At 65.6% G+C, this 22419-nt stretch carries 19 protein-coding genes and 2 pseudogenes; 17 read left to right on the plus strand and 4 right to left on the minus strand.

All coding sequences use genetic code 11. The annotated features are described in order from the left end of the window. Positions 1 to 83 precede the first annotated feature (83 nt). The 11 genes from map to eccB all read left to right on the plus strand — a co-directional run bounded on the left by map (position 84) and on the right by eccB (position 10138). On the plus strand, positions 84 to 875 hold the full coding sequence (gene map / locus FPH17_RS09855) for a type I methionyl aminopeptidase (protein ID WP_154880255.1): 792 nt from the start codon (positions 84 to 86) through the stop codon (positions 873 to 875). Positions 876 to 934: 59 nt separating this feature from the next. Beyond that, positions 935 to 1789: a L,D-transpeptidase gene (locus tag FPH17_RS09860; protein ID WP_203085458.1), complete on the plus strand. Its 855-nt coding sequence runs from the start codon at positions 935 to 937 to the stop codon at positions 1787 to 1789. A 183-nt stretch (positions 1790 to 1972) separates the two neighbouring features. Further along, positions 1973 to 2191 (plus strand): translation initiation factor IF-1, encoded by a 219-nt coding sequence (infA, locus tag FPH17_RS09865; RefSeq protein ID WP_154880257.1) that lies wholly within the window; start codon positions 1973 to 1975, stop codon positions 2189 to 2191. 179 nt (positions 2192 to 2370) lie between these two features. Beyond that, positions 2371 to 2739: a 30S ribosomal protein S13 gene (rpsM, locus tag FPH17_RS09870; protein WP_038588440.1), complete on the plus strand. Its 369-nt coding sequence runs from the start codon at positions 2371 to 2373 to the stop codon at positions 2737 to 2739. Between the two features lie 3 nt (positions 2740 to 2742). Further along, a complete protein-coding gene (rpsK, locus tag FPH17_RS09875; RefSeq protein WP_095277876.1) occupies positions 2743 to 3144 on the plus strand; it encodes a 30S ribosomal protein S11 in 402 nt (133 codons plus the stop codon). A 27-nt stretch (positions 3145 to 3171) separates the two neighbouring features. Next, positions 3172 to 3777 (plus strand): 30S ribosomal protein S4, encoded by a 606-nt coding sequence (gene rpsD / locus FPH17_RS09880; protein ID WP_095277872.1) that lies wholly within the window; start codon positions 3172 to 3174, stop codon positions 3775 to 3777. Between the two features lie 114 nt (positions 3778 to 3891). After that, positions 3892 to 4905, plus strand: coding sequence for a DNA-directed RNA polymerase subunit alpha (locus tag FPH17_RS09885; RefSeq protein WP_095277869.1), 1014 nt, complete (start codon positions 3892 to 3894; stop codon positions 4903 to 4905). Between the two features lie 66 nt (positions 4906 to 4971). Further along, positions 4972 to 5448: a 50S ribosomal protein L17 gene (gene rplQ / locus FPH17_RS09890; protein ID WP_095277866.1), complete on the plus strand. Its 477-nt coding sequence runs from the start codon at positions 4972 to 4974 to the stop codon at positions 5446 to 5448. Between the two features lie 287 nt (positions 5449 to 5735). Then, on the plus strand, positions 5736 to 6587 hold the full coding sequence (gene truA / locus FPH17_RS09895) for a tRNA pseudouridine(38-40) synthase TruA (protein WP_238397050.1): 852 nt from the start codon (positions 5736 to 5738) through the stop codon (positions 6585 to 6587). A gap of 50 nt (positions 6588 to 6637) precedes the next feature. Further along, positions 6638 to 8809 (plus strand): DUF6541 family protein, encoded by a 2172-nt coding sequence (locus tag FPH17_RS09900; RefSeq protein ID WP_154880259.1) that lies wholly within the window; start codon positions 6638 to 6640, stop codon positions 8807 to 8809. A 57-nt stretch (positions 8810 to 8866) separates the two neighbouring features. Next, complete coding sequence (gene eccB, locus FPH17_RS09905) at positions 8867 to 10138, plus strand: type VII secretion protein EccB (RefSeq protein WP_154880261.1); 1272 nt, start codon at positions 8867 to 8869, stop codon at positions 10136 to 10138. A gap of 80 nt (positions 10139 to 10218) precedes the next feature. Here the strand turns inward: eccB and FPH17_RS09910 are convergent, their stop codons facing one another. The 3 genes and pseudogenes from FPH17_RS09910 to FPH17_RS12120 all read right to left on the minus strand — a co-directional run. Beyond that, positions 10219 to 11403, minus strand: coding sequence for a S8 family serine peptidase (locus tag FPH17_RS09910; RefSeq protein WP_244288098.1), 1185 nt, complete (start codon positions 11401 to 11403; stop codon positions 10219 to 10221). 3 nt (positions 11404 to 11406) lie between these two features. After that, positions 11407 to 12726 (minus strand): type VII secretion integral membrane protein EccD, encoded by a 1320-nt coding sequence (gene eccD / locus FPH17_RS09915; RefSeq protein WP_167496813.1) that lies wholly within the window; start codon positions 12724 to 12726, stop codon positions 11407 to 11409. A gap of 157 nt (positions 12727 to 12883) precedes the next feature. Continuing rightward, positions 12884 to 13142: pseudogene (locus FPH17_RS12120) on the minus strand (IS3-like element IS3502 family transposase); the annotation flags it as partial. A 300-nt stretch (positions 13143 to 13442) separates the two neighbouring features. Here FPH17_RS12120 and FPH17_RS11945 point away from each other — a divergent pair. The 3 genes and pseudogenes from FPH17_RS11945 to FPH17_RS12245 all read left to right on the plus strand — a co-directional run bounded on the left by FPH17_RS11945 (position 13443) and on the right by FPH17_RS12245 (position 15789). Next, entirely contained in the window at positions 13443 to 13595 is a 153-nt protein-coding gene (locus FPH17_RS11945) for a hypothetical protein (protein WP_167496814.1), read from the plus strand. Positions 13596 to 13711: 116 nt separating this feature from the next. Next, positions 13712 to 14545, plus strand: a complete 834-nt coding sequence (locus FPH17_RS09920) for a hypothetical protein (RefSeq protein ID WP_154880265.1) — start codon at positions 13712 to 13714, stop codon at positions 14543 to 14545. Positions 14546 to 14685: 140 nt separating this feature from the next. Next, a pseudogene (locus tag FPH17_RS12245) lies at positions 14686 to 15789 on the plus strand (IS3-like element IS3501 family transposase). Between the two features lie 99 nt (positions 15790 to 15888). On the opposite strand, the gene FPH17_RS09925 reads toward FPH17_RS12245, so the two are convergent. Further along, positions 15889 to 16734, minus strand: a complete 846-nt coding sequence (locus FPH17_RS09925; protein WP_154880267.1) for a hypothetical protein — start codon at positions 16732 to 16734, stop codon at positions 15889 to 15891. 551 nt (positions 16735 to 17285) lie between these two features. On the opposite strand from FPH17_RS09925, the gene eccCa reads away from it, so the two are divergent. The 3 genes from eccCa (at position 17286) to FPH17_RS09940 (ending at position 22407) form a co-directional block, all read left to right on the plus strand. Further along, complete coding sequence (gene eccCa / locus FPH17_RS09930) at positions 17286 to 20945, plus strand: type VII secretion protein EccCa (RefSeq protein ID WP_154880269.1); 3660 nt, start codon at positions 17286 to 17288, stop codon at positions 20943 to 20945. Further along, the gene (locus FPH17_RS09935; protein WP_154880271.1) at positions 20942 to 21976 is read left to right on the plus strand and encodes a type VII secretion-associated protein; all 1035 of its coding nucleotides are present in this window, start codon (positions 20942 to 20944) and stop codon (positions 21974 to 21976) included. The genes eccCa and FPH17_RS09935 overlap by 4 nt, the downstream gene beginning before the upstream one ends. Positions 21977 to 22089: 113 nt before the next feature. Then, positions 22090 to 22407 (plus strand): WXG100 family type VII secretion target, encoded by a 318-nt coding sequence (locus tag FPH17_RS09940; protein WP_095277829.1) that lies wholly within the window; start codon positions 22090 to 22092, stop codon positions 22405 to 22407. Positions 22408 to 22419 lie beyond the last annotated feature (12 nt).

Raw genomic sequence — 22419 nt, forward strand, 5'->3', positions numbered from 1 at the left:
AGAGGGCCGGTGTGCGTGGCGCACCGGCCCTCTTTCTGTGCACAGCACCTACTGCCCCAAGAACTCGAAGAAAGGCCCGACCGATGGGTTTTAGAAGACGCAAGATTCCCGCCAAGGCACCAGCGGAACTCGACGCCATGGAGGCCGCCGGCCGGATCGTCGGCGAAGCGCTGACGGAGGTCCGCGCCGCCGCCCGCCCGGGAATGAGCACCCTCGACCTGGACCGGATCGCAGAGTCCGTGATCCGCGACCACGGCGCGACACCCACGTTCCTGGGCTACCAGGGGTTCCCGGGCTCCATCTGCGCCTCGGTGAACGCCGTGGTGGTGCACGGCATCCCGAGCGAGAACGTCGTGCTTGCAGAGGGCGACCTGGTATCCATCGACTGCGGCGCGACGCTCAACGGGTGGGTAGGGGACTCCGCGCTGAGCTTTGGCATCGGTGAGCTGGCGCCAGAGGTGGACGCGCTAAACAAGGCCACCGAGTGGGTCCTGGAGCAGGGCATGAAGGCGATGCGTCCGGGCAATCGCCTCACCGACGTATCGTCCGCGCTCGAGCAGGCGACCTGCACGGCCGAGGATCGCTTCGGAGTGGTGGTGGGCATCCTCGACGGATACGGAGGTCACGGCATCGGCCGCACCATGCACGAGGAACCTTTCCTGGCCAATGAGGGGCGCCCCCACCACGGGCCGGTCATCCAGGAGGGATCCGTCCTGGCGATCGAGCCGATGCTCATTCTCGGCGGTGAATATGACTCCTATGTGCTTGGCGATGGCTGGACGGTCGTCAGCGCCGACGGGTCACCTGCGGCGCACTGGGAGCACACCGTCGCCGCGACCTCCAACGGGCCGCGGGTGCTTACCCCGCGCAAATAACACACCGCTTATGCGTGCCTGACTATCAAAACTTGGCGGAAGTAGTTAAACTGCTGTCTATGTCTTACCAACCCCGCCACGCAAAGCCGTCGGCAACCAAGCGCCGTGCGGCTGCAGTTGCAGCCGCTGCAGGCGTCATTGCTTCCCTGGCCGCCAACCCGATCGCAGCCAACGCGGCCCCGGCCGCACCGGCTCCGCAGCCCGCGCCGAATGCGGGTTCCTCCGTCGCCTCGCTGTCTTCCGAGGCCGGCCTGGACGGCTTCCTGAAGAGCGCGAACATCCAGCTGCAGAACCTGGGCACAAGCGCCGACCAGGCCGTGCGGGACGCAGCTTGGAACCTTCGCACCACCCTGCGCACCCAGGCAGACAGCCTGGCCGCGCTGAACCCGGACCTGCCCGCGCAGGCAAAGGAGTCCATCGACCAGATGGTTGAGGCGCTGTTCCCGGGCCTGATCGAGGAGCGCACCCCGAAACCGAAGCCGGCCCCCGCGCCCGCACCGGCACCGGCACCGGCACCCGCCGCGGCTGAGCAGCCCGCACCGGCACCGGCCCCGGCCTTTGACTACGGCTCCTGCCCGAAGGACGCGAAGGCGTGCGTGGACGTTGATGGCCGCCGCTCCTGGCTGCAGAACAACGGCGAGATGTACTACACGGCCGACCTGGTCGGGCCCGGCCGCCCGGGTCAGGAGACCCCGCGCGGTACGTTCTACGTCAACCGCAAGGTGAAGGACGAGATCTCGTACGAGTTCAACAACGCGCCGATGCCGTACGCCACCTACTTCACCAACAACGGCATCGCCTTCCACCAGGGTGATCCGTCGATCCTTTCCGCTGGCTGCGTCCGCATGTACCGCGCTGACGCGCAGCGCTACTTCAACGATCTGCAGATCGGCGACAAGGTTTACGTCTACTAGAACAACGTAGCGTCGATAAGCGTCAAGCCCCGCTCTCCACACAGTGGAAGCGGGGTTTGTGTTTGTGCAGGTAGTTGGCTAACATAGTCGTTTGGTGTGCAGGCGTTCCGTCTGCGCGCTCTGTAGCACACGTGAAATACGACTAGTACCTGCGGAAACGCGGGGCTGTAGGAAGTGGATTGAATGGCAAAAGAAGGCGCAATTGAGGTCGAGGGCCGCGTAGTCGAGCCCTTGAAGAACGCAACGTTCCGTGTCGAGCTCGACAACGGGCACCAAGTCCTTGCCCACATCAGTGGCAAGATGCGCCAGCACTACATCCGCATCCTTCCTGAGGACCGCGTCGTCGTGGAGCTTTCCCCGTACGACCTGGACAAGGGTCGTATCACCTACCGCTACAAGTAACTACGTAAGCCTCCTTGCCCAGACGCGCGGGTTTGCCCGCGGCGTCGACTACCTCCGGCCACGGTGGCTGGAGCCGCGCGAGTCTCAACCCATCCTCCGGCTCGGTCCGGACAAAGCGTTGTTTGGCGTGGGCGGGTAGGGAGAAAACCACCGTAACAACCCGAAAGGAACGTAGCCACATGGCACGTCTCGCTGGTGTTGATCTCCCGCGCAACAAGCGCATGGAGATCGCGCTCACCTACATTTACGGCATCGGGGCTACCCGTGCCAAGGAACTGCTCGAGAAGACCGGCATTTCTCCTGACCTGCGCACGGACAACCTGAGCGACGATCAGCTCGCAGCCCTGCGCGACGCAATCGAGTCCTCCTACACCGTCGAGGGCGACCTGCGTCGTGAGGTGCAGGCTGACATCCGCCGCAAGATTGAAATCGGCTCCTACCAGGGTCTGCGCCACCGTCGTGGCCTGCCCGTCCGCGGCCAGCGCACCAAGACCAACGCGCGTACCCGCAAGGGCCCGAAGAAGACTATCGCAGGAAAGAAGAAGTAACATATGCCTCCGAAGACTCGTTCCGGCGCGCGCCGCGGTCGTCGCGTCGTAAAGAAGAATGTGGCCGCTGGCCACGCGTACATCAAGTCCACCTTCAACAACACCATCGTGTCCATCACGGACCCGAACGGTGCTGTCATCTCCTGGGCCTCCTCCGGCCACGTCGGGTTCAAGGGCTCCCGTAAGTCCACCCCGTTCGCCGCGCAGATGGCTGCTGAGAACGCCGCCCGCAAGGCGATGGATCACGGCATGAAGAAGGTTGACGTCTTTGTCAAGGGTCCCGGCTCCGGCCGCGAGACCGCTATCCGTTCGCTCCAGGCCGCCGGCCTGGAGGTGTCCTCGATCTCGGACGTGACGCCGCAGCCGTTCAACGGCTGCCGTCCGCCGAAGCGTCGTCGCGTTTAAGGCAGAAAGGAAAAGAGGTAAAACACCATGGCTCGTTATACCGGCCCTGCTACCCGTAAGTCCCGTCGCCTCCGCGTCGACCTCGTCGGCGGTGACATGTCCTTCGAGCGTCGCCCGTACCCCCCGGGGCAGGCTGGCCGCGCTCGCATCAAGGAATCTGAGTACCTGCTCCAGCTGCAGGAGAAGCAGAAGGCTCGCTTCACCTACGGCGTGATGGAGAAGCAGTTCCGTCGCTACTACGAGGAGGCCAACCGCCTCCCGGGTAAGACCGGCGATAACCTGCTGATCCTCCTGGAGTCCCGTCTGGACAACGTCGTCTACCGCGCAGGTCTGGCTCGCACCCGCCGCCAGGCCCGTCAGCTGGTTTCCCACGGTCACTTCACCGTGAACGGCAAGCGCGTCGACGTCCCGTCCTACAAGGTCACCCAGTACGACATCATCGATGTCCGCGACAAGTCCCGCAACATGCTCTGGTTCGAGGACGCGCAGGATAACCTGCTCGACTCCGTCGTTCCGGCTTGGCTGCAGGTCGTTCCGGACACCCTGCGCATCCTCGTGCACCAGCTGCCCGAGCGCGCTCAGATTGAGGTGCCCCTGCAGGAGCAGCTCATCGTCGAGCTTTACTCGAAGTAACCCAGGTTGCTTCGCCCCGCGCTCGTTGCTTATCGACGCTTCCGTGCGCGGAATCTTCCAAACACATCCGTTCCTACCGGCTTCAAATAGCGGGAGCCGATAAAGGAGAAGTTCATGCTCATCTCTCACCGTCCGCAGTTGACCGAGGAGTACATCGACACCAACCGCTCGAAGTTCGTCATCGAGCCGCTCGAGCCTGGTTTCGGCTACACCCTCGGTAACTCCCTGCGCCGCACGCTGCTGTCGTCCATTCCGGGCGCGGCCGTGACCTCCATCAAGATCGATGGTGTGCTCCACGAGTTCACCACCATCGCTGGTGTGAAGGAGAACGTTTCCGAGATCATCCTCAACATCAAGGACCTGGTGCTGTCCTCCGACTCCGACGAGCCGGTTGTTATGTACCTGTCCGTCGAGGGCCCGGGCAACGTCACCGCGGGCGACATCGAGCCGCCGGCTGGCGTGGAGATCCACAACCCGGATCTGCACATCGCATCGCTGAGCGAGCAGGCTCGTCTGGAGATGGAGCTTGTTGTCGAGCGCGGCCGCGGCTACGTCCCGGCCATGCCCAACGCGGGCGGGGAGCCCGGCCGTATTCCGGTCGACCAGATCTACTCCCCGGTCACCCGCGTCGCCTACAAGGTTGAGGCGACCCGTGTTGAGCAGCGCACCGACTTTGACAAGCTGATCATCGACGTGGAGACCAAGAACTCCATGGCAGCGCGCGACGCCCTGGCTTCCGCAGGCTCCACCCTGGTGGAACTGTTCGGCCTGGCCCGCGAGCTGAACACGGCGTCCGAGGGCATTGAGATCGGCCCCTCCCCGCAGGAGACCGAGTTCATCGCCGCGTACAACACGCCGATCGAGGACCTGAACTTCACCGTGCGTTCCTACAACTGCCTGAAGCGCCAGGAGATCCACACCGTCGGTCAGCTCGCAGAGTGCACCGAGTCCGAGCTGCTGGACATCCGGAACTTCGGCCAGAAGTCCATCAACGAGGTCAAGATCAAGCTCGCTTCGCAGGGCCTGACCTTGAAGGATGCTCCGGAAGATTTCGACCCGACGCAGATCGAGGGCTACGATGCCGAGACCGGCGACTTCGTCGATCCCAGCGGGGATGAGACCGAGTAACACTCGCGTAAAGCCGAGTAACACGTAAGAGCACGCGCTCAACTAACGCACACGAGGAGTACGAAAATGCCTACCCCTAAGAAGGGTGCCCGTCTCGGAGGGTCCGCCAGCCACCAGAAGCACATTCTGTCCAACCTGGCTATCTCCCTCTTCCAGCACGGCGCAATCAAGACCACCGACGCGAAGGCACGCATGCTGCGTCCCTACGCCGAGAAGCTGATCACCAAGGCAAAGAAGGGCACCGTGGCCGACCGCCGCGCTGTCGCCGCTGAACTGCCGAACAAGGAGATCGTTGCTTACCTGTTCAACCAGCTCGCGCCCCTGTTTGAGGGCCGCGAGGGCGGCTACACCCGCTCCATCAAGCTGGAGAACCGCGCGGGCGACAACGCCCCGATGACGCAGATCTCGCTCGTCCTCGAGCAGACCGCGTCCACGGAGGCCGAGCGCACCGCACGCGCTGCCGCTTCCAAGCAGGCAGACGCCGAGGCAGCCGAGTCCGCTGAGGCTCCGGCAGCCGAGGAGGCTGAGTCCGAGGAGAAGTAGGACTAGCCACGGCTAGCTCCCGCGTCTCCGGGCTCGCGGCGGCCCCTCCCGATTCGTTCGGGAGGGGCCGTTTTGCGCGTTCCGGGGGGGTTCGGGCCGGTGTGTTTGGGTAGATACCGATAGTAAGAACCCGATAAGGCCGTTTTGGGGCGTCTCTTCGGGGTCTTAGTATCGGTATCTGCAGTGATTGGGCCGGTGATGGGCCGGCGCGGGCCCGAAACAGCGCCAGCACGGCCCATGCCAGCGCCAGCACGGCCACGCCAGCGCTGTTTGCTAGCCTTATGCGAATGAAAGACGCAGCGCAGCACGACCCGGACCTGATGCGGGTGCGGCTGGACATCGCGTACGACGGCACAGAGTTTCACGGTTGGGCTCGGCAAACGTCGGGCGTGCGCACCGTGCAGGCCACCATTGAGGACGCGTTGTCGCTGGTCCTGCGCACGCCGATCACGCTCACCGTCGCTGGCCGCACCGACGCCGGCGTCCACGCCACCGGCCAGGTCGCGCACGCCGACATCCCGCGTGCCTCGCTTGAGCAGCGCTCGCTCGGCGGCGACCCGACGCGCCTGGTACGACGCCTGGCCAAGCTCCTTCCGGAGGACGTGCGCGTTTTCGGGGTCCGCGAGGTCAACCCGCTTTTCGACGCCCGCTTCGCCGCCCTTTCACGCTCCTACACCTACAAGGTGACCACCAACCCGGCGGGTGCGGTGCCGACCCGGCGCGCCGACACCGCCGTGTGGCCGAAGCCGGTGGACCTCGCGCGCGTGCAGGAGGCGGCGTCGCAGCTGGTGGGGCTGCACGACTACGCGGCGTTTTGCAAGCCGAAGGAGCACGCGACGACGATTCGGCAGGTGCAGGAGTTTGGGTGGGCGGAGGCGTCGGCAAGCGCGCTCGAGGCGCGCATCACCGCGGACGCCTTTTGCTGGAACATGGTGCGCGCACTGGTGGCGGCGTGCTTGACGGTGGGGGAAGGGCGTCGTGAAGCGGAGTGGGTGACGGGGCTGCTCGGGGAGCGCGCGCGGAACCCGGAGGTGCCGCTGGCGCCGGCGCGCGGGCTGACGCTGACGCGGGTGGACTATCCGCACGAGAGTGCGTTTGCAGAAAGAATCGCGACGACGCGCGACCGGCGCACACTGTAGCGAACCCAAAGGCCTAGAATGCTAGCGAAGTATCAGAGCAAGGAGGAACGATGACACCAGTTGCAGCCGCGTGGTTTGCCGTCCCGTTCTTCTTGCTGCCCGGGTTCCTGTTCAACCTCATCGCGGGCGCGAAGGGGCCGCGGGCGCTGGCCGCGGCGCTGCCGGTGAGCTTTGGCATCTTCGGCATGAGCGCCTGGGTGTGGGGGCTGACGTCGGCGCCGCTGGACCTGTGGACGCTCGGCGTGAGCCTCGTTGTCGCGTTCGCGGCGGCGGCGGTGTGGCGGTACGCGTTTGCTCGCAAGGCGCGGCGCGGCGGGGCTGTGACGTGGCGGCGCGCACTCTTCCCCGGGGACTGGCGGAAGGGGAGTGTGCTGGACCTGTACTGGCTGCTGCCCACCGCGGGCGTGGTGGTCGGCGCGTGGCTGCTTATCAGCGAGCGCATCGGCTGGCTCGTGCGCTCGCCGCACGGCGTGTACAACATCGTCCAGGGGTGGGACGTGCAGTGGCACGCCAACCTCGTGCGCTTCATCATGGATGAGGGGATTGCCTCGCCAACCAGGCTGGGCGAGCTGCAGAACGTGGAGACGCACGCGCAGCTGCTCTACCCGTCCGCGTTCCACACCGGCATCGCGATGTTTGGCAAGGTGGCCGGGCTCGACCCGATCCCCACGCTGAATATCGGCATGATTGTGCTCACAGGGCTGGCGCTGCCGGCGACGGCGGCGTGCATGGCCTTCGCATTCCTGCGCTCGCGCGGGCTGACCGCGCAGATTGCGGGCGGGCTCGCGGCGATCCTCGTGACCGTCGCCCCGCAGCTCATCTGGGTCGGCGACTACGTGGGCATGTGGCCGTACCTGTTCGCCATGTCGCTGACCGGCATGGTCATCTGGCAGTTCGTGCGGGTCCCAGCCGAGCGCATCACGGCGCTGCCCGCGCTGGTGGGGCTGCTCGGCGTGCTCACCGCCCACCCGGCGGCGGTGACCGTGGTGGTCATCGGCGTGGGCCTGTACTGGCTGACGTCCACGCTGGTCGCGCCCGAGCGCGGCCGAATCAGCGATACGTTGTGGCTGGCGGCCCCGGGCATCATCGGCGCGGTGTTGTACCTGCCGCAGGTGTTCGCCGGCTCGGCGCAGGCCGAGGAGGTGTCGGGCTGGAAGCCCGTGGAGAGCGAGGACCTGGACAGCGGGTGGGCGGCCGCGTTCACGATGGGCACCCGCCACGTGCACCAGCTGTTCCCGGGCTTCGACCCGACCGTGCTGCTGTGGCTGGCGGGGCTGGGCGCGGTGGCGCTGGTGGTGTGGCGCCGCCAGGTATGGGCCCCGCTGTTCTACGCCATCTGGCTCGCCATCGCGGCGAACGCGCTCGCACCGGTGGGCGGCCCGCTTTCCGGGCTGCTCACGCTGGTGGGCAACCTGCACTACAACACGGCGCACCGCTTGATCTTCCCGGTGGCGCTGTCGGTGGCGGTCGGCGCGGCGATCGGGGTCGCAGTGATGATCCGCCTGTTTACGCTCGCGCCGGTGGCCGCGCGGCTGGGCTCCCGGGGGTGGGAGAAGGGGAGCGGGGTGGCGTCGATAAGCATTGCCCTGGTGCTCGCCCTGATTGGCACGCCGATGGTGCAGGACGGTGCCGTGGACGGCGAGCGGCGCGCGTTTGACGGCGGGCGCAATGATGACCGCATGGTTGATGACGATGACCTCGCCGCCTGGGATTGGCTGGCCACCCAGCCCGCGGCGTGGGATGGCACGATCATGGGCGATCCGGCCGATGGCCACTCGTGGGCCTACGCGTACAACGGGCTGCCCACGCTGTCGCGCCACTACCTGTGGCCGACCGGCGGGCTGGGCTCCAACATGGACATCACCTACTGGGCCGCCCGCGAGATCGGCGAGGGCCTGCGCGGCGACCCGACCGCGAAGAACATCGTGGACGAGGGCGCGGAGGCGCTGAACATCAAGTTCTACATGCTCAGCCCGGGCGCGTTCTGGCCGATCCAGCTGGAGCGCCTGCAAATGCAGCGCGGCTTCTGGACCTCGCGCGGCCTCACGCCCGTCTACCGCAAGGGCGATGTGGTGATCTTTGCCGTCAACGAGCAGTTCACCCGCGCTGAGCTCGAGGGCATGATTAACGACGCCCACGAGCACGGCTCCGACACGCTCTACCAGCTCGAGCCCGCGAACGGCGGGGCGGGTTACGCTGCGGGGGCAGCGCCTTTGCAGTAGCCTGAAGCGGTCCGGTTCGGGGGAGCCGGGTTCAGACCGCTGGAGGGGGATGCACACATGGCGCGTTTGCTGCCAACGACAAAGACGCAGGTGTCCGGGCACCGGTTCCTGCGGCGCAGGGTGGAGCACGGCCTGATTCTTGGCGACATCCGCATGATCCACGACCCGCTGTCCTCGCGCCGCCGCGCGATGATTTTCGGTCTGGTGGCGGTGCTGATGATCTCGGGCGTGATGGGGCTGTTTGCGTGGATGCGCCCGAACCCGGACCCGGGTGAGGCGGCGGTGATCCGCGCTGCGGACGGCAGCCTGTTCGCGCGCGTGGACGACACCGTGCACCCGGTGACCAATCTGACCTCGGCCCGCCTGATCGTGGGCGCGCCGGAGGAGCCGGTACGCGCGGGCGACGAGCACCTGGCCGCGCTCGCCCGGGGCGTGCCGGTGGGGATCGGGGTCGCGCCGTCCGTGTTCGCCCCCGAGGACGCCGAGGACACACACTGGGCGGCGTGCACCGCGCCCGGCGACGCCGTCGTGGTGCGCGCCGTGCCCGCGCAGGCACCCCTGCTTGCCGAGGACACCGCGCTCCTCGCCGAAGCCGATGGCCGCGAATGGCTGGTCACCCGCGACGGCCGCACGCAGTTGCCGCCGCCGGCCACGCCGGAAGGCCGCGTGATCCGCCGCGGGCTCGGCATCGACGCCACCACCCCGCGCTGGCGCCCGCCCGCCCCGGTCCTCGGCGCGCTCCGCGAGCACCCGCCGTTCGCCCTACCCAACCCACTGCCGCGCGTGATCCGCACCGGCACCAGCGACTGGGCGGACACCTCCCGGGGCGTGCAGGAAATCACCAGCGCCCAGGCGCAAATGCTTATCGACGCCGGCGCCATCCCCTCCGAACTCACACCCCAAGCCGTGGCGGACCGGCCCGACGCCGCGCCCCCGGTGGACATCCGCCTGCCCGGGCGCCTGGTGCGATTCCTCGACCCGGCGGGCGATGCCGCTGATGCCGCTGATGGAGCGCTTGCGACCTGCGCGACCGAAGGTGGCGGGGCCGCTCACCTTCCTGCGAGCGAAGCGCTCGAGGGGAGTGTGTTGCTGTCCGGTGAGGGCCCTGCCACCCGCTTCGCGGGCCTCCCGAGTGGTGCGGTGGCCGTGGACACCGGGCACGGCTACCACGTCGTGGACCAAACCGGGCTGCGCTACGAGGCGCCCGACGCGGGAACGCTGGAGACCGTGGGCGCTGCGCGGACCGAGCAGGTGCCGTGGTCGATCGTGCAGCTGCTGCCGGTGGGCGAGCGGCTTACTCGCGAGGCCGCGCTGACGGCGACCTACTAGCAGGCAGCTTCTTACTCTGCGGTGGCAGAGTGGATCCGGCCTCAACCAGCACCACCCCCGGCCCGCCTCAGCCCGCCCAGCTAGTCACGCTGCCGCCTCAGCCCACGCAGCCGCGCCACCCCAATCAGTGCGATGAGCAGTAGGGAAGCGGCGAGAAGGACTTGGCCCAGCCGGCCGACGGACGGTGAGGCGTGTTCGGCGGCGGGGGTGAGGGTGAGCGGTGGGGCGTCGAGAAGCGATTGTGGTTCGAGCTGGGTCACGGCGGCGTACGGGTCGAGTGAGCCGCCGCTGGGCTGGGATGCGGCGTAGAGGTGCGCGCGCAGCTCGGCGGGGCCCAGGTGCGGGTGGCGCTGCTTGAGCAGTGCCGCGGCACCGGTGACGGCGGGGGCGGCGAAGCTGGTGCCCGCGTAGGGGGCGGGGCCGTTGCTGCCCACGGTGCCGGTGGCCAAGCCGGTGCCATCGGAGGCCAGCGCCAGCGGGACCGTGCCCGCCGCGGAGAGCGCGGGGCCCGGGACGCGGATGGAGTAGCCCGCCAGGTCGTGGGCAGTGTCGCGCGCGCTGACGGCGAGCACGGTGGGCGAGTGCGCGGGGTAGACGGCGAAGCCCTGCTTGCACTCGCCGGATTCGTTGCCGGCGGCGGCGACAACGAGCACGCGTTCGGCTTCGGCGCGGGCGAGTGCGGCGTCGAGCGGGCCGGTGTCGATGCGCGCCGCGAGCTCCGGCGGTTGGCAGGAAACGACGGAGGCGTTGATGATGTGGGCGCCTTCGTCGATGGCGTTGTGGATGGCGCTGGCGAGCGTGGCGAGAGATCCCGCGGTGGGGTCCTCGCCTTCCTGCGCGCGGTCGCGGTAGTGCGCGGAGGTCTGCCGGATGGAGATGAGCTCGGCGTCGGGCGCCACACCCAGCTCCGTTCCGGCGATGATGCCGGCGACGACGGTGCCGTGCGAGTCGCAGTCGCGAAGCGGGTCGGGGGCGTCTTGGTCCACAAAGTCGCGGCCCGGCCGCAGCTGATCCAGCTGCGGGTGCGGGTGCACGCCGGTGTCGATGACGGCCACGCGCACCCCGCGCCCGGTGGCAAATTCGTGTGCTTTGGCCAGCGGATCGGTGGCATCGAGCCGCGCGCGTTCGTCCGCGGTGCGCGCGGGAGGCGGGGGTGCGTGGACGGGAACCGCGCAGTCATAGTCCTGCGCGTGTGCCGGCGGGAGAAACGTCACCGGGGCGGTGACGCAGAGCGCGACCCCCGCGGCCCAACTGATGCGGCGCATCGGTCACAGCCCCCGAATCATGGCAAACGCGCCGGTCAGGTGCACGGCCAGTGGGATCGCCGCAATGATGGCCGCGGTTTCGGCGCGCTCGAACCACACGACGGTGGTCGGCTCGAGCTCGGGCACGCGCGGGATCCACAGGCTCGCCGTCGCTGCCACCAGTGCCAACAACACGGCGAGCGCGATGCACACCGGATGCGGGTGGGCACTGCGTGCGACGGCGACTGCGCAGGCCAGCACCGCCCCGAGCGCCGCGGCGGTGAGCGCGGCCCGCGGCACCGGGTAGTGGTTGCGCCCCGCGTAGATGGCCAGCGCGCCCGCGGTGCACACCGCGAAGGCGAACGGCCAGACCCCGCCGCCCCACACGGTCGCGAGTATCGACGGCACCAGGCAGGCCGCCACCGCGCAGGAGATCGCGGCAACGATGGTCACAGCACGGGCACTTCGCTTATCGACGTCCACCTGATACCCGTCCGCGGTGGTGAACGCTTCGCCGGCGGTGGGCACGCGCGGCACCTTCAGCCCGGCGGCGCGGGTGGCGATGGCGGGCGTGGAAAGCACTGCGATGAGGCAGGCGAGGACGGCGAGCGCCGCGGGCGCGTGGCGCGCGGGCAACCACGCGCCGCACGCCCCCGCGCTGAGCAGCACGGCCAGCGCGGCGGTGAGCGTCGCCGGGAAGGTGGCGGCCAGCCCGGCGACGGCGCCGCCGGCGAGCAGCACGCACGCGGTGGCGGCGCCGGCAAGCACCCCCAGCGCCGGGTCGGCGCCACCGTCCCACTGTGCGGGCTCGCCCGCCACCCAGAGGGCGACGGCGGCACCGGCGAGCGCGGGCAGCGGTGCGAACAGAGCCCGCGAACCGGCGCCCATGGCGAGGGCGAACAGGGCGAGCACGCCTAGTCCGAGCGCGACTGGGGTGGATACGAACATGCCAGCCACCACGGCGAGCCCGGCGCAGCCGGCGAAGGAGGCGAACACGCTCAGCCCGCGCGTATCCCGGGCACCGGCGGCGGCCGCGTCGAGGGACTCCGCGGCGTCGCGCACCATGGGCGGTTCGGTGACCTCTTGGGGTCGGAGGACGGCGACGCTGCCGTCGCGAAGCTTCAGCTTGTGCAGCGGCGTCACCATGTCCAGGGGCTCGCCGCCGACGGTGGTGGCCTCCCACGGGCGATGGATGCGCGGCAGCTCCACATACGTGGCGAGTTCCGGGAGGATCTCCGCGAAGGTGGACGAGGTGGGCAGCGTCAAGTCGATGTCGCGGTGGAACGAGACGGCGCTGACGCGGACGGTCATGCGCACGATGTGGTGCGCGGACGTGGCTACCAAGGTATAAACCCCCGTGAATCTGGCGCGGACCCCCATTTGCCGCGCGGTGGTGCCAAGTATGGCGTAAAAAGCCGGTCACGTCCAGAGTTCGGGGCGGTGCCCGAAAAGTGGACACTACGGGCTGGTGAAATAACCGGACTTACGCAGCTCATAATCGTGCGAACACATCTTGCCGGCAAACGAGCTGGTTGGCAACAGTTAAGAAGCTCTCGTTTCCGGAAGCGTTAAACGACTCCGCCAGCGAATTGTCGGCACTGGTGCCGACCGCCGCCATCGACCAGGGGACGATGAAACTGCGCTGCAGCACACGGACTTTCATGATCCGAGTGGCCGGCAATGGCAAAGCGAACCAACATCCGAGAGCAACAGTCAACCACCGCAGCCGGATACAAATTCGACTCAACCGAGATTGGCAGTCAGGTGGATTGGCCCACGTTGGGTTGTGGTGACCTTGTATTTTTGGTGCATGCGCGTCGTCGACGCTTCCTCTTGATCCGGGCGATTCGCTAATGGGGGACTGGGCCTCTGTAGCTTTAGGTGTGGTTATGCATCAGTACGTCTCGAAAAAGATGCTGGACGACGATAGCGCTTGGGCGACCAGCACATATACCTAATGAAGTACGGAAGACGTCCAGGCCGAGGCGCCGAGCGTAATGGATTTTGGAAGAACGAAGATGCTTCCACTCAGAGAACTACGTTCGAATCTATGGAAGCGCATGAAAGTCGGCAAAGCGACGCGCGGATTTACCCCAGAACTGCTCGATTATCGGATCAAACGTGGCCGGAAAACACAGGACGGCTTTGAAAGCATGGAGCTCAGCATTGAACCTTTGTCTCGCGCCGAAGGCGGTCTTCAGTTCGTTCCGTGATGGCCAGTCGAACACGCAAGAACTGACGCCTAATGGCATGTACCTTGGGCTGCGTAGGAATCCCGCGTCCCGGCTTTCTGTTCATAACTCATTCAAATTGAAAGGGAATCTATCATATGCAGAGTCTGACAGGAATGCGTACAGAGCTTCGACAAGGCACGCTTGAAATCGACGGTATCACCATCGAAAGCCGTATCGGTGTGGACCTCGAGCCTCACAGCGAATATAGTTTGAGCCTCGAATTTGCGGTTCGCCAAGGAACAGTGCCCACTGCAATGAGGCTTAAGACTTTTCACGCTGAGTTCGTTCTTTCTGATGATGAGACAGAAAACAGCATTCGCCTTACCGACGGTGTGAGCAATAGCACAAGCTTTCGTCTGCGAACGGGACAAAAGTCAGGATTGCTGAGTGTTTTTAACGAGTACCTGCATAGCTACAAGGAAGGTGTCGAACCCGCCTACGAGTACATGACCGGCGATTCAGGGATGATCATCACCAAAAGGGACGGCGACACCATTCACTTTGCCTGCAACAACCGCAGTCCACGCGAGCAGCTAGCGTTTGAAGACGTCACGGGGACGCTGACACTTAGAAAAGTTGGTTCAGCGCAAGAGCATTCCATCGCCCCTGCAGAGGATGGATCGCCGATTCAACAATATTGCTTCATTGACAGCGGTGATGAAGCACCCAAGGAAAACAAGCTCATTGAAATTGCTACTGCGCTTTCGGACAAGACCTCCCCGACAAGTGAAGCGGTCACTACGTTAATTGACAGGCTTGAAGGACTTGACTACACCATCGTTGCTTCGACTGACAATGCCGTCACCATCGAAGTCGACATCTCGAATGAGGACACCACCGAATTCGCAATGGTCGACGAGGCCCGACTGTGGAATCTCAACCTAGTGAAGGTACGCACCCACACCCTGCTCAACCAAAGCAAGATTTAGCCGGGAAGTGTCCTGTCTATCGGGGGTTGTAGACACGGATCCACTAACCCCGCCCAACCCCCAAACGCCCGGGCGTTACTCGATCCTCACCATGGCGTTACTAAATCGGTGGTCTGAACACTTAGGAAGGGTTGGACGCTTTGCCACGTCCAGAAAGCTATCCTTCAAAATTTTTCCGATTGATCCGCCTGGAGTCCTGCTCACTGCGACGCGCTTATGAGGACGTCGGAGAGCTCCTTATGAGTCGCACCGCACGCTGCACGTTGAGCACCGCGCCAGCGCTTAGCGTCTGAGATCTCTTACGGTTCAGACATCGAAACCGTACACGCAGTACTCAAGCACATTGTGACGTGAATACCGCGAGTCAAAACATGCAAACGGGATTCTCAAGGTCACTTCGGCTTTGCACCGTTCCGCGACGGAACTCGACCGTCCCACGACAAAACTATTTGCGTCATCGACGCATTCAAGAATCAATTTGGGTTCGAGACCATCCGCCGACTTTTCAGATAGTCAGAGTGCGGATTCATCGCCTCCCGCAGCTACCGAAAGCCACCACCCATGCCGCAATCAATGGGGCCCTGAAGCGGTAGTTTTGATTATCCCGAGGTTTCAACGCGTCCCTGCAGAAATCCTCTCGGCCTAGGTCATCCGCAAGATGTGGCAGGGCATGCACCGTGAAAGCCTTCAGGTCTGCCGCAGCAAGACCGCACGCCTGCTGAAATTCGCAGGTGTGCCCGGTCGCTGATGCGTACAAACTCGGCCAGCACGATCAGCCCGTCGCTTGCGGATCAACGTCCAAATACTGTGCACTTGAAACGTCCGGGCCGCATCACTTGGGTGAATTTGTGCGACCGACATTACTTATGTTCGCGCTCTTTCAGTTCTTGTCGATACCGTATTTTTCGTCGGCGTCTCCATCAGAAAAATGTCGGTGTTACCGCGCCGCAGACGATGCGTACCCTTGCGCTGACGATGGAGGCCTTGAAAAGTGCATTAGCCCCTACTGGGCGAATCTACGGCGAAAAGCTGTTACAAGGCAGTGATTGGGGAGGCCCGTAGGTGGCTTGAAGTGCGTATTCGGGCTGGCCGAGACAGTCAACGGTCTCTACAAGACTGAGCTCATCCATGATTAAGCTTCTTGGACGTCGGTGAGAGATGTCGAGTTCGCCTATCCTGCGGTGGGTGCGCCGGTGGGACACAAATGCCTACTCGAAGAATTGGACTACACCACCTCACAGTAAGCGAAAACCGAATAGTGTTCGTCTCAGCCCATCAACACGGGTTCACTAGAGAAGTGGATCCACTCAGGGCGCTTGAGTGTCTTCTTGAGCAGTTGTGGCCTAATTTTCTGGCTGGTTCTTGCTTTGGTTGAGCAGGGTGTGGGTGCGTACCTTCACTAGGTTGAGATTCCACAGTCGGGCCTCGTCGACCATTGCGAATTCGGTGGTGTCCTCATTCGAGATGTCGACTTCGATGGTGACGGCATTGTCAGTCGAAGCAACGATGGTGTAGTCAAGTCCTTCAAGCCTGTCAATTAACGTAGTGACCGCTTCACTTGTCGGGGAGGTCTTGTCCGAAAGCGCAGTAGCAATTTCAATGAGCTTGTTTTCCTTGGGTGCTTCATCACCGCTGTCAATGAAGCAATATTGCTGAATCGGCGATCCATCCTCTGCAGGGGCGATGGAATGATCTTTCGCTGAACCAACTTTAGTAACCGTAAGCGTCCCCGTGACGTCTTCAAACGCTAGCTGCTCGCGTGGACTGCGGTTATTGCAGGCAAAGTGAATGGTGTCGCCTTCCCTCTTGGTGATAACAATCCCTGAATCGCCAGTCATGCATTCATAGCCAGGTTCGACACCTTCCTTGTAACTATGGAGGTATTCGTTAAAAACACTGAGCCAGTCTGACTTTTGTCCGGTTCGCAGACGAAAGCTTGCGCTATTGCTAACGCCATCGGTAAGACGAATGCTGTTTTCTGTCTCATTATCAAACAGTACGAACTCAGCGCTATAGGTCCTAAGCCTCATTGCAGTGGGAGCCGTCTCTTGGCGAACTTCAAACTCGAGGTTGACAATATATTCGGTGTGAGGCTCCAAGCTCACCTCGATATCGCCTTCAATTGTGATGCCATCGATTTCAAGCGTGCCTTGGCGACGCTCTGTACGCATTTCCGAAAGACTTTGCATTTAAAAGGTTCCCTTTCAATTTGAATGAGTTATGAACAGAAAGCCGGGACGCGGGATTCCTACGCAGCCCAAGGTACATGCCATTAGGCGTCAGTTCTTGCGTGTTCGACTGGCCATCGCGGCACCGAAAGTATGCCCCCAGTATGCGCGGGGTAGAGGATCAAGCTCGACTCCGCGCTTCATCCCTGACATATTGTCGGGGCCTCTCAGGCATGGTTGAGCTACCTTTCAACGAGGTGGATGCTGGTGTAGTGCCGTAATTCGTCCGATTTGATGCGCTTGGCTTAACTCGAGTTGTACTTCTCCGTGTTGCAGGCAACTTTGTTGCGACGGTCTGCACCGCCTGGAGGCGCTGACGCGGACGGTCATGCGCACGATGTGGTGCGCGGACGTGGCTACCAAGGTATAAACCCCCGTGAATCTGGCGCGGACCCCCATTTGCCGCGCGGTGGTGCCAAGTATGGCGTAAACTGCCGGGCACGTCCACAGCTCGGGGGCTGGTTCGGGGGAACCAGCGGCTGTGGCCAGCAACGATAGGGGGGATTCGTCCCGTGCTCGGAGTCGACCACAACCCGGTGCTCGCGCCAGCGCCGACGCAGCTGGGGGAGGCGCCTGCGCTGCCGGCTGGCGCGCTGCACGCCGAAGCCGTGCCGCAAGCGCAGAAGCAACAGCCGATGCCGATGCTGCGCATCCTCCTGCCCGTGATCATGATGGTGGCGGTCGGCGCGGTGATGGCGCTGATGATGCTTTCGGGGCGCGCTGTGGGGCCGATGATGCTCATCTTCCCGCTCATGATGGCGTTCGGGTTGCTCGCCATGTTCCAACCGCAGGAGCAGCAGGGCGATATGGACGAAACGCGGCGCGTTTACCTGCGCCACCTTGACGCGCTGACGCGTCGGGCGCGCACCAATGCGGTCCAGCAGCGCGAGCACTTCACCTACGTGCACCCGGAGCCCACGCTGCTGCTCACGGGCGTGCCCACCTACCGGGTGTGGGAGCGCACCGCCGCGAGCCCGGAGGCGCTGCAGGTGCGGCTGGGCACCGGCAACATGGCGCTGTGCACGCCGGTTGAGGTGGAAGACCCGGGCTCGCCCGAGGACTTGGATCCGGTGTGCGCGGTGAGCCTGCGACGTGCCGTCGCGGCGGTGAACACAGTGGCGGGCATGCCGATCGTGGTGCAGCTCGCCGCGTTTCCTTCGGTGACGCTGGCGGGCCCGCGCGCCCGCGAGGTGGCTCGCGCGATCGTGTCCCAGCTGGCGTTCTTCCACGGCCCGGAGCTGGTTGGGCTGGACCTGGAACATTCCGGGATGCGGTGGGCGAAGTGGCTGCCGCACACGAGGGAGCCGGAGCAGGCGGAGTTTCGCGTCGCGGTCCTCGACGCGCAGGCGGAGCCGGAGGGGGCGGGGCAGCGGGGGCACGCGGCGTCGATAGCCCAGACTGCCCAGGCCGCGGACTGTGTGATCACGGTGCACCCAGACGCGGACGCGTTTGTGGACGAGCACGCCTTTCACGTTGTGTGCGAGGACACGTTGACGGCGATGACGGAATCTGGCTCCGAACATCTCGGCGCGCCCGACCGGTTCGCGGACGAGGAGGCGCAGATCATCGCCCGCCACCTGGCGTTTTACCGCCGGCCCGACGACGGCACCGGGGCGCGCAAGACGGGCGGGGACCTGCTGGCCATGCTGGGCTATGACGACGTGCAAACGCTGGATATGCACACCATGTGGCCGGGCCGGGAGGGGACCAGGCAGCGGCTGACGGTGCCGATTGGGGCCACGCCGGACGGGCAGGCGGTGTACCTGGACCTCAAGGAGGCGGCGCACGGCGGCATGGGCCCGCACGGGCTGTGCATCGGCGCGACGGGCAGCGGTAAGTCGGAGATGCTGCGGAGCTTGGTCGCCGCCCTCGCCGCCACCCATTCGCCTGATGAGCTGAACCTGGTGCTCGTGGACTTCAAGGGTGGCGCGACCTTCCTGGGCTGCGACGCCTTGCCGCACACGTCCGCGGTGATCACCAACCTGGAAGATGAAGCCGTGCTGGTGGAGCGCATGTACGACGCGATCTCAGGGGAGATGAACCGCCGCCAGGAGCTGCTGCGTACCGCCGGGAACTTTGCCAACATCACCGACTACACCGCGGCCCGCCTGCGCGGGGAGGCGCTGGACCCGCTACCGGCGCTGGTGATCATCGTGGACGAATTCTCCGAGCTGCTCACGCAGCACCCCCACTTTGCTGACCTGTTCGTGGCGGTGGGCAGGCTGGGCCGCTCGCTCGGCGTGCACCTGCTGCTGGCCTCCCAGCGGCTGGACGAGGGCAAGCTGCGCGGGTTGGATTCGCACCTGTCGTACCGCATCGGCCTGAAGACGTTTAGCGCGGGCGAGTCCCGCCAGGTCCTGGGCGTGCCGGATGCCTACGAGCTGCCGGGCGAGCCCGGGTCCGGATTCCTCAAGGCGGGCTCGCCCGATCTGGTCCGGTTCCGCGCCTCCTACGTGTCTGGCCCGCTGACCAGGCGAGTCGTGGAGGGGACGTCGGCGGAGACACCGGCGGTGCGCCTGTTCGAGGGCTGGGAGCCGCCCGCGCTGGAGGCGCAGACGAAGGTGGACACGGACGCCACGACGACCACGCTGGACGCGGTGGTGCAGCGGGCCCGCGAACTCGCGGATGCGGCGGGGATGCGCGCGCACCAGGTGTGGCTGCCGCCGCTGCCGGACGCGCTGGAGCTCCACACCGTCAGCGGGGCCGGCGCGGAGCGGCTCCGGGCACCCGCAGGGCTTATCGATGATCCCTACCGCCAACGCCAAGACCCGCTCATGGTGGACCTCTCCGTCTCCGGCGGGCACATCGCGATCGCCGGCGGGCCGCAGACCGGGAAGTCGTCGGCGCTGCGCACCATCGTGGCCGCCCTCTGCCTGCACCACACCACCGAGGAGCTGGCGGTCTACGGAATCGACGCGGGCAGCGGCGGCCTCGACGACCTGGAGCGCCTGCCGCACGTCGCGGGGGTGGCGCTGCGCAGCGACGAGGAGCGCGTGCGCCGCGTGGTGGATGAGGTGACGGGGGTGATCGAGGTGGCGTCGGCAAGCATGCGCCCCGCGCGCGAGACCATCCTGCTCATCGACGGCTGGCACACGCTGACCGCGCCGGACTCCAAGTTTGAGGACCTCAAGGAGCCGCTCGCGCGCATCGCCTCGGAGGGGCCGGCCGCGGGCGTGCACCTTATGGTCACGACGCAGCGCTGGAACGCGATCCGCCCAAACGTGCGCGACCTCATTGGCACCCGCTACGAGCTGCACTTGACCGAGCCGATGGACTCGCTCATTGACCGCAAACACCAGCAAAAACTGCCCGCCAAGCCCGGCCACGGACTCACGCCCGGCGGCAAGCACATGCTGCTCGCCCGCGCGAACACGCAGGACCTCGCGCACATCGCCGCCCAGGCCGCTGACCAAACGCCGGTCCCCAAACTCAAGGTCCTGCCCGCCCACGTCACCACAGGCGCATTGCTTACCGACGCCACGCCCACCCCACCCACGATCCCCCTCGGCATCGGCGGCCCGCACCTGGCGCCGGTGCGCTGCGAGTCGGGCCACGTCCTGGCCATCGGCGCGGGCGGGTCGGGCAAGTCCACCGTGATTGCCAGCGCGATCACCGCGATCGAGGCGATGGACCGCGAGCAGGCGCGCATGGTCATCTGCGACCCGCGCCGGGCCCACCTGGGCCGCGCGTCGGACGAGATGACTGCGGCGTACGCGGCTTCGTCGACGGCGATCGCGGACGCGACCAAGGCGCTGGTGACCACGATGCGGTCCCGCTTGCCCGGCGCGGACGTCACCCCGGCGCAGCTGGCGCAGCGCTCCTGGTGGTCCGGGCCGGACATCTACCTGGTCATCGACGACCTGGAGCTCGTCGGTGACGAGCACTTGCGCGACGTCGTGGCGCTGCTTCCGCACGCCCGGGACATCGGCCTGCACGTGGTGGCCGCCCGCAAGTTCGGCGGCGTCTCGCGAGCCCTGTTCGGCGGCTTCCTCGGCGCGATGAAGGACGTGCACCCGGATGTGCTGGTGATGGACGGCACCCGCGACGAGGGCGCCTTGTTCGGCGTGAAGCCGACGCCGCAGGCCCCGGGGCGGGCGACGCTGGTGCAGGCCGGAACCACGGTGGGAACGGTGCAGCTGTGTGCCCCGTATGAGGAAGGAGAACACCTATGACCAGTACCTTTACTTCTCAAGACACGCCGACGCTGCGCGTGGTCATCACGAAGCAGGCCACCACCTTTTCCGGCGCGGCGAACCTGCACCGCCTGGACGCGCCGACACCGGCTGAGGTGGCGCGCAACGTGCGCAGCATCTTCGGGCCCGACCCGGGCGGGGCGCACGTGCACCTCGTGGCCCAGGAGTCTGTGATCCACGCGGTGGACCAAGCGCTCGCAGATTATGACGTCCACCTCACCGGCGAACTCGCCACGGACGAATGGGAGCGCAGCGACGCTCACGAGCCTGAGCAGGCGAGCGCAGCGTCGGAGCCGCGGCACCGGCTCCGGGAGGAGCCCGACGGCATCGGGCCCGCCGAGGCGTACCCGGCGCGGCCTTCGCCGGTGCGGCGACCACAGCCGGAGCAGGGGCTTGCGGGCGAGCTGGCACCGGACACGGATCGCCGCGGGGCGTGGGTGCTCGCCGGCGTCGTCGGGGTGGTCGTGCTCGCGTGCGCCGTGGCGGTATGGCTCACCGTCCGGGGCTTGTTTGGGGAGACCGGGGTGGATGGAGCCGGGGGAGGGGGCGTCGATAAGCATGAAGCCCCTGCGCCCGAAGTGATTGAGCAGGACGGGCTGAGCGTCGAGCTGCCCGCCGGTTTCACACTGGAGCAGGACGGCGACATGTGGCGTGCGGTCGGGCCCGACCCGAACTTCCGGTTACAGCTGAGCGTGGACGACCGGTTCAACCTGCCCCCGGAGACGCTTGCGGAGCAGCTGCGCAAGGATATTGCGCTCGACGACGACGTCGAGCTGGTCACCACCGACGGGCACGCAGTGACTTACCTGGAGCGGGCGGCGGACGGCTCGCAGGCGCTGTGGAAGACCTGGCCCGAGGGCAACGTGCAGCTCTCGGTGGGGTGCCACACGCGCGAAGCACCGACGCAGATCCAGGAAGCGACGTGCGCGATGGCAATGAATTCTGCGCGCTTTGACGGGGGAAACGTGCAGGTAGATGCGGATAAAGGGGTGGTTGCCTTGGAAGGGTAGAAAACTTTTTTCTCAACCGAGGGAACCGACGGGCATGTTTTTACGTCCAATATATGAACAGCACAACACAGTGACTGTTTGCCAACCAGACACTCTTGATACGAGGGGGAACCATGAGCAACTTTCAGACTGAAGCCGATGTGATGCGCTCCACGGCAGACCACGCTGACTCCGTCAACGCGGACGTCAACCGCGAGATCGACCGGATCCAGGGGGTCGCCGAGTCCGTCCGCACGTTCTGGCAGGGCAGCGCGCAGCGCAGCTTCGACGGCTTGATGATGCGTTACGACGACGCCCAGCGCCGACTCACCGAGGCGCTGACGGACATCTCGCACAACATCCGCGACAACGCCAAGCACTACGAGAACACCGACGTGACCACCACTGAGAGCCTGGACCAGCTGTCCGGCTCCGCGGGACTGGCGCTGTAACCACAACTCACA

Origin of the sequence: Corynebacterium gottingense, from assembly GCF_007559235.1 — a bacterium.
GTDB lineage: Bacteria > Actinomycetota > Actinomycetes > Mycobacteriales > Mycobacteriaceae > Corynebacterium > Corynebacterium gottingense.

What these genes read in the sequence shown, in the direction of transcription:
- infA (WP_154880257.1), top strand. Translation starts at nt 1,973, where the DNA reads ATGGCAAAAGAAGGCGCAATTGAGGTCGAGGGCCGCGTAGTCGAGCCC.
- FPH17_RS09900 (WP_154880259.1), top strand. Translation starts at nt 6,638, where the DNA reads ATGACACCAGTTGCAGCCGCGTGGTTTGCCGTCCCGTTCTTCTTGCTG.
- FPH17_RS09885 (WP_095277869.1), top strand. Translation starts at nt 3,892, where the DNA reads ATGCTCATCTCTCACCGTCCGCAGTTGACCGAGGAGTACATCGACACC.
- FPH17_RS09920 (WP_154880265.1), top strand. Translation starts at nt 13,712, where the DNA reads ATGCAGAGTCTGACAGGAATGCGTACAGAGCTTCGACAAGGCACGCTT.
- map (WP_154880255.1), top strand. Translation starts at nt 84, where the DNA reads ATGGGTTTTAGAAGACGCAAGATTCCCGCCAAGGCACCAGCGGAACTC.
- rpsM (WP_038588440.1), top strand. Translation starts at nt 2,371, where the DNA reads ATGGCACGTCTCGCTGGTGTTGATCTCCCGCGCAACAAGCGCATGGAG.
- FPH17_RS09925 (WP_154880267.1), bottom strand. Translation starts at nt 16,734, where the DNA reads ATGCAAAGTCTTTCGGAAATGCGTACAGAGCGTCGCCAAGGCACGCTT.
- FPH17_RS09935 (WP_154880271.1), top strand. Translation starts at nt 20,942, where the DNA reads ATGACCAGTACCTTTACTTCTCAAGACACGCCGACGCTGCGCGTGGTC.
- FPH17_RS11945 (WP_167496814.1), top strand. Translation starts at nt 13,443, where the DNA reads ATGAAAGTCGGCAAAGCGACGCGCGGATTTACCCCAGAACTGCTCGAT.
- eccB (WP_154880261.1), top strand. Translation starts at nt 8,867, where the DNA reads ATGGCGCGTTTGCTGCCAACGACAAAGACGCAGGTGTCCGGGCACCGG.
- FPH17_RS09910 (WP_244288098.1), bottom strand. Translation starts at nt 11,403, where the DNA reads ATGCGCCGCATCAGTTGGGCCGCGGGGGTCGCGCTCTGCGTCACCGCC.
- FPH17_RS09860 (WP_203085458.1), top strand. Translation starts at nt 935, where the DNA reads ATGTCTTACCAACCCCGCCACGCAAAGCCGTCGGCAACCAAGCGCCGT.
- FPH17_RS09940 (WP_095277829.1), top strand. Translation starts at nt 22,090, where the DNA reads ATGAGCAACTTTCAGACTGAAGCCGATGTGATGCGCTCCACGGCAGAC.
- rpsD (WP_095277872.1), top strand. Translation starts at nt 3,172, where the DNA reads ATGGCTCGTTATACCGGCCCTGCTACCCGTAAGTCCCGTCGCCTCCGC.
- rplQ (WP_095277866.1), top strand. Translation starts at nt 4,972, where the DNA reads ATGCCTACCCCTAAGAAGGGTGCCCGTCTCGGAGGGTCCGCCAGCCAC.
- rpsK (WP_095277876.1), top strand. Translation starts at nt 2,743, where the DNA reads ATGCCTCCGAAGACTCGTTCCGGCGCGCGCCGCGGTCGTCGCGTCGTA.
- truA (WP_238397050.1), top strand. Translation starts at nt 5,736, where the DNA reads ATGAAAGACGCAGCGCAGCACGACCCGGACCTGATGCGGGTGCGGCTG.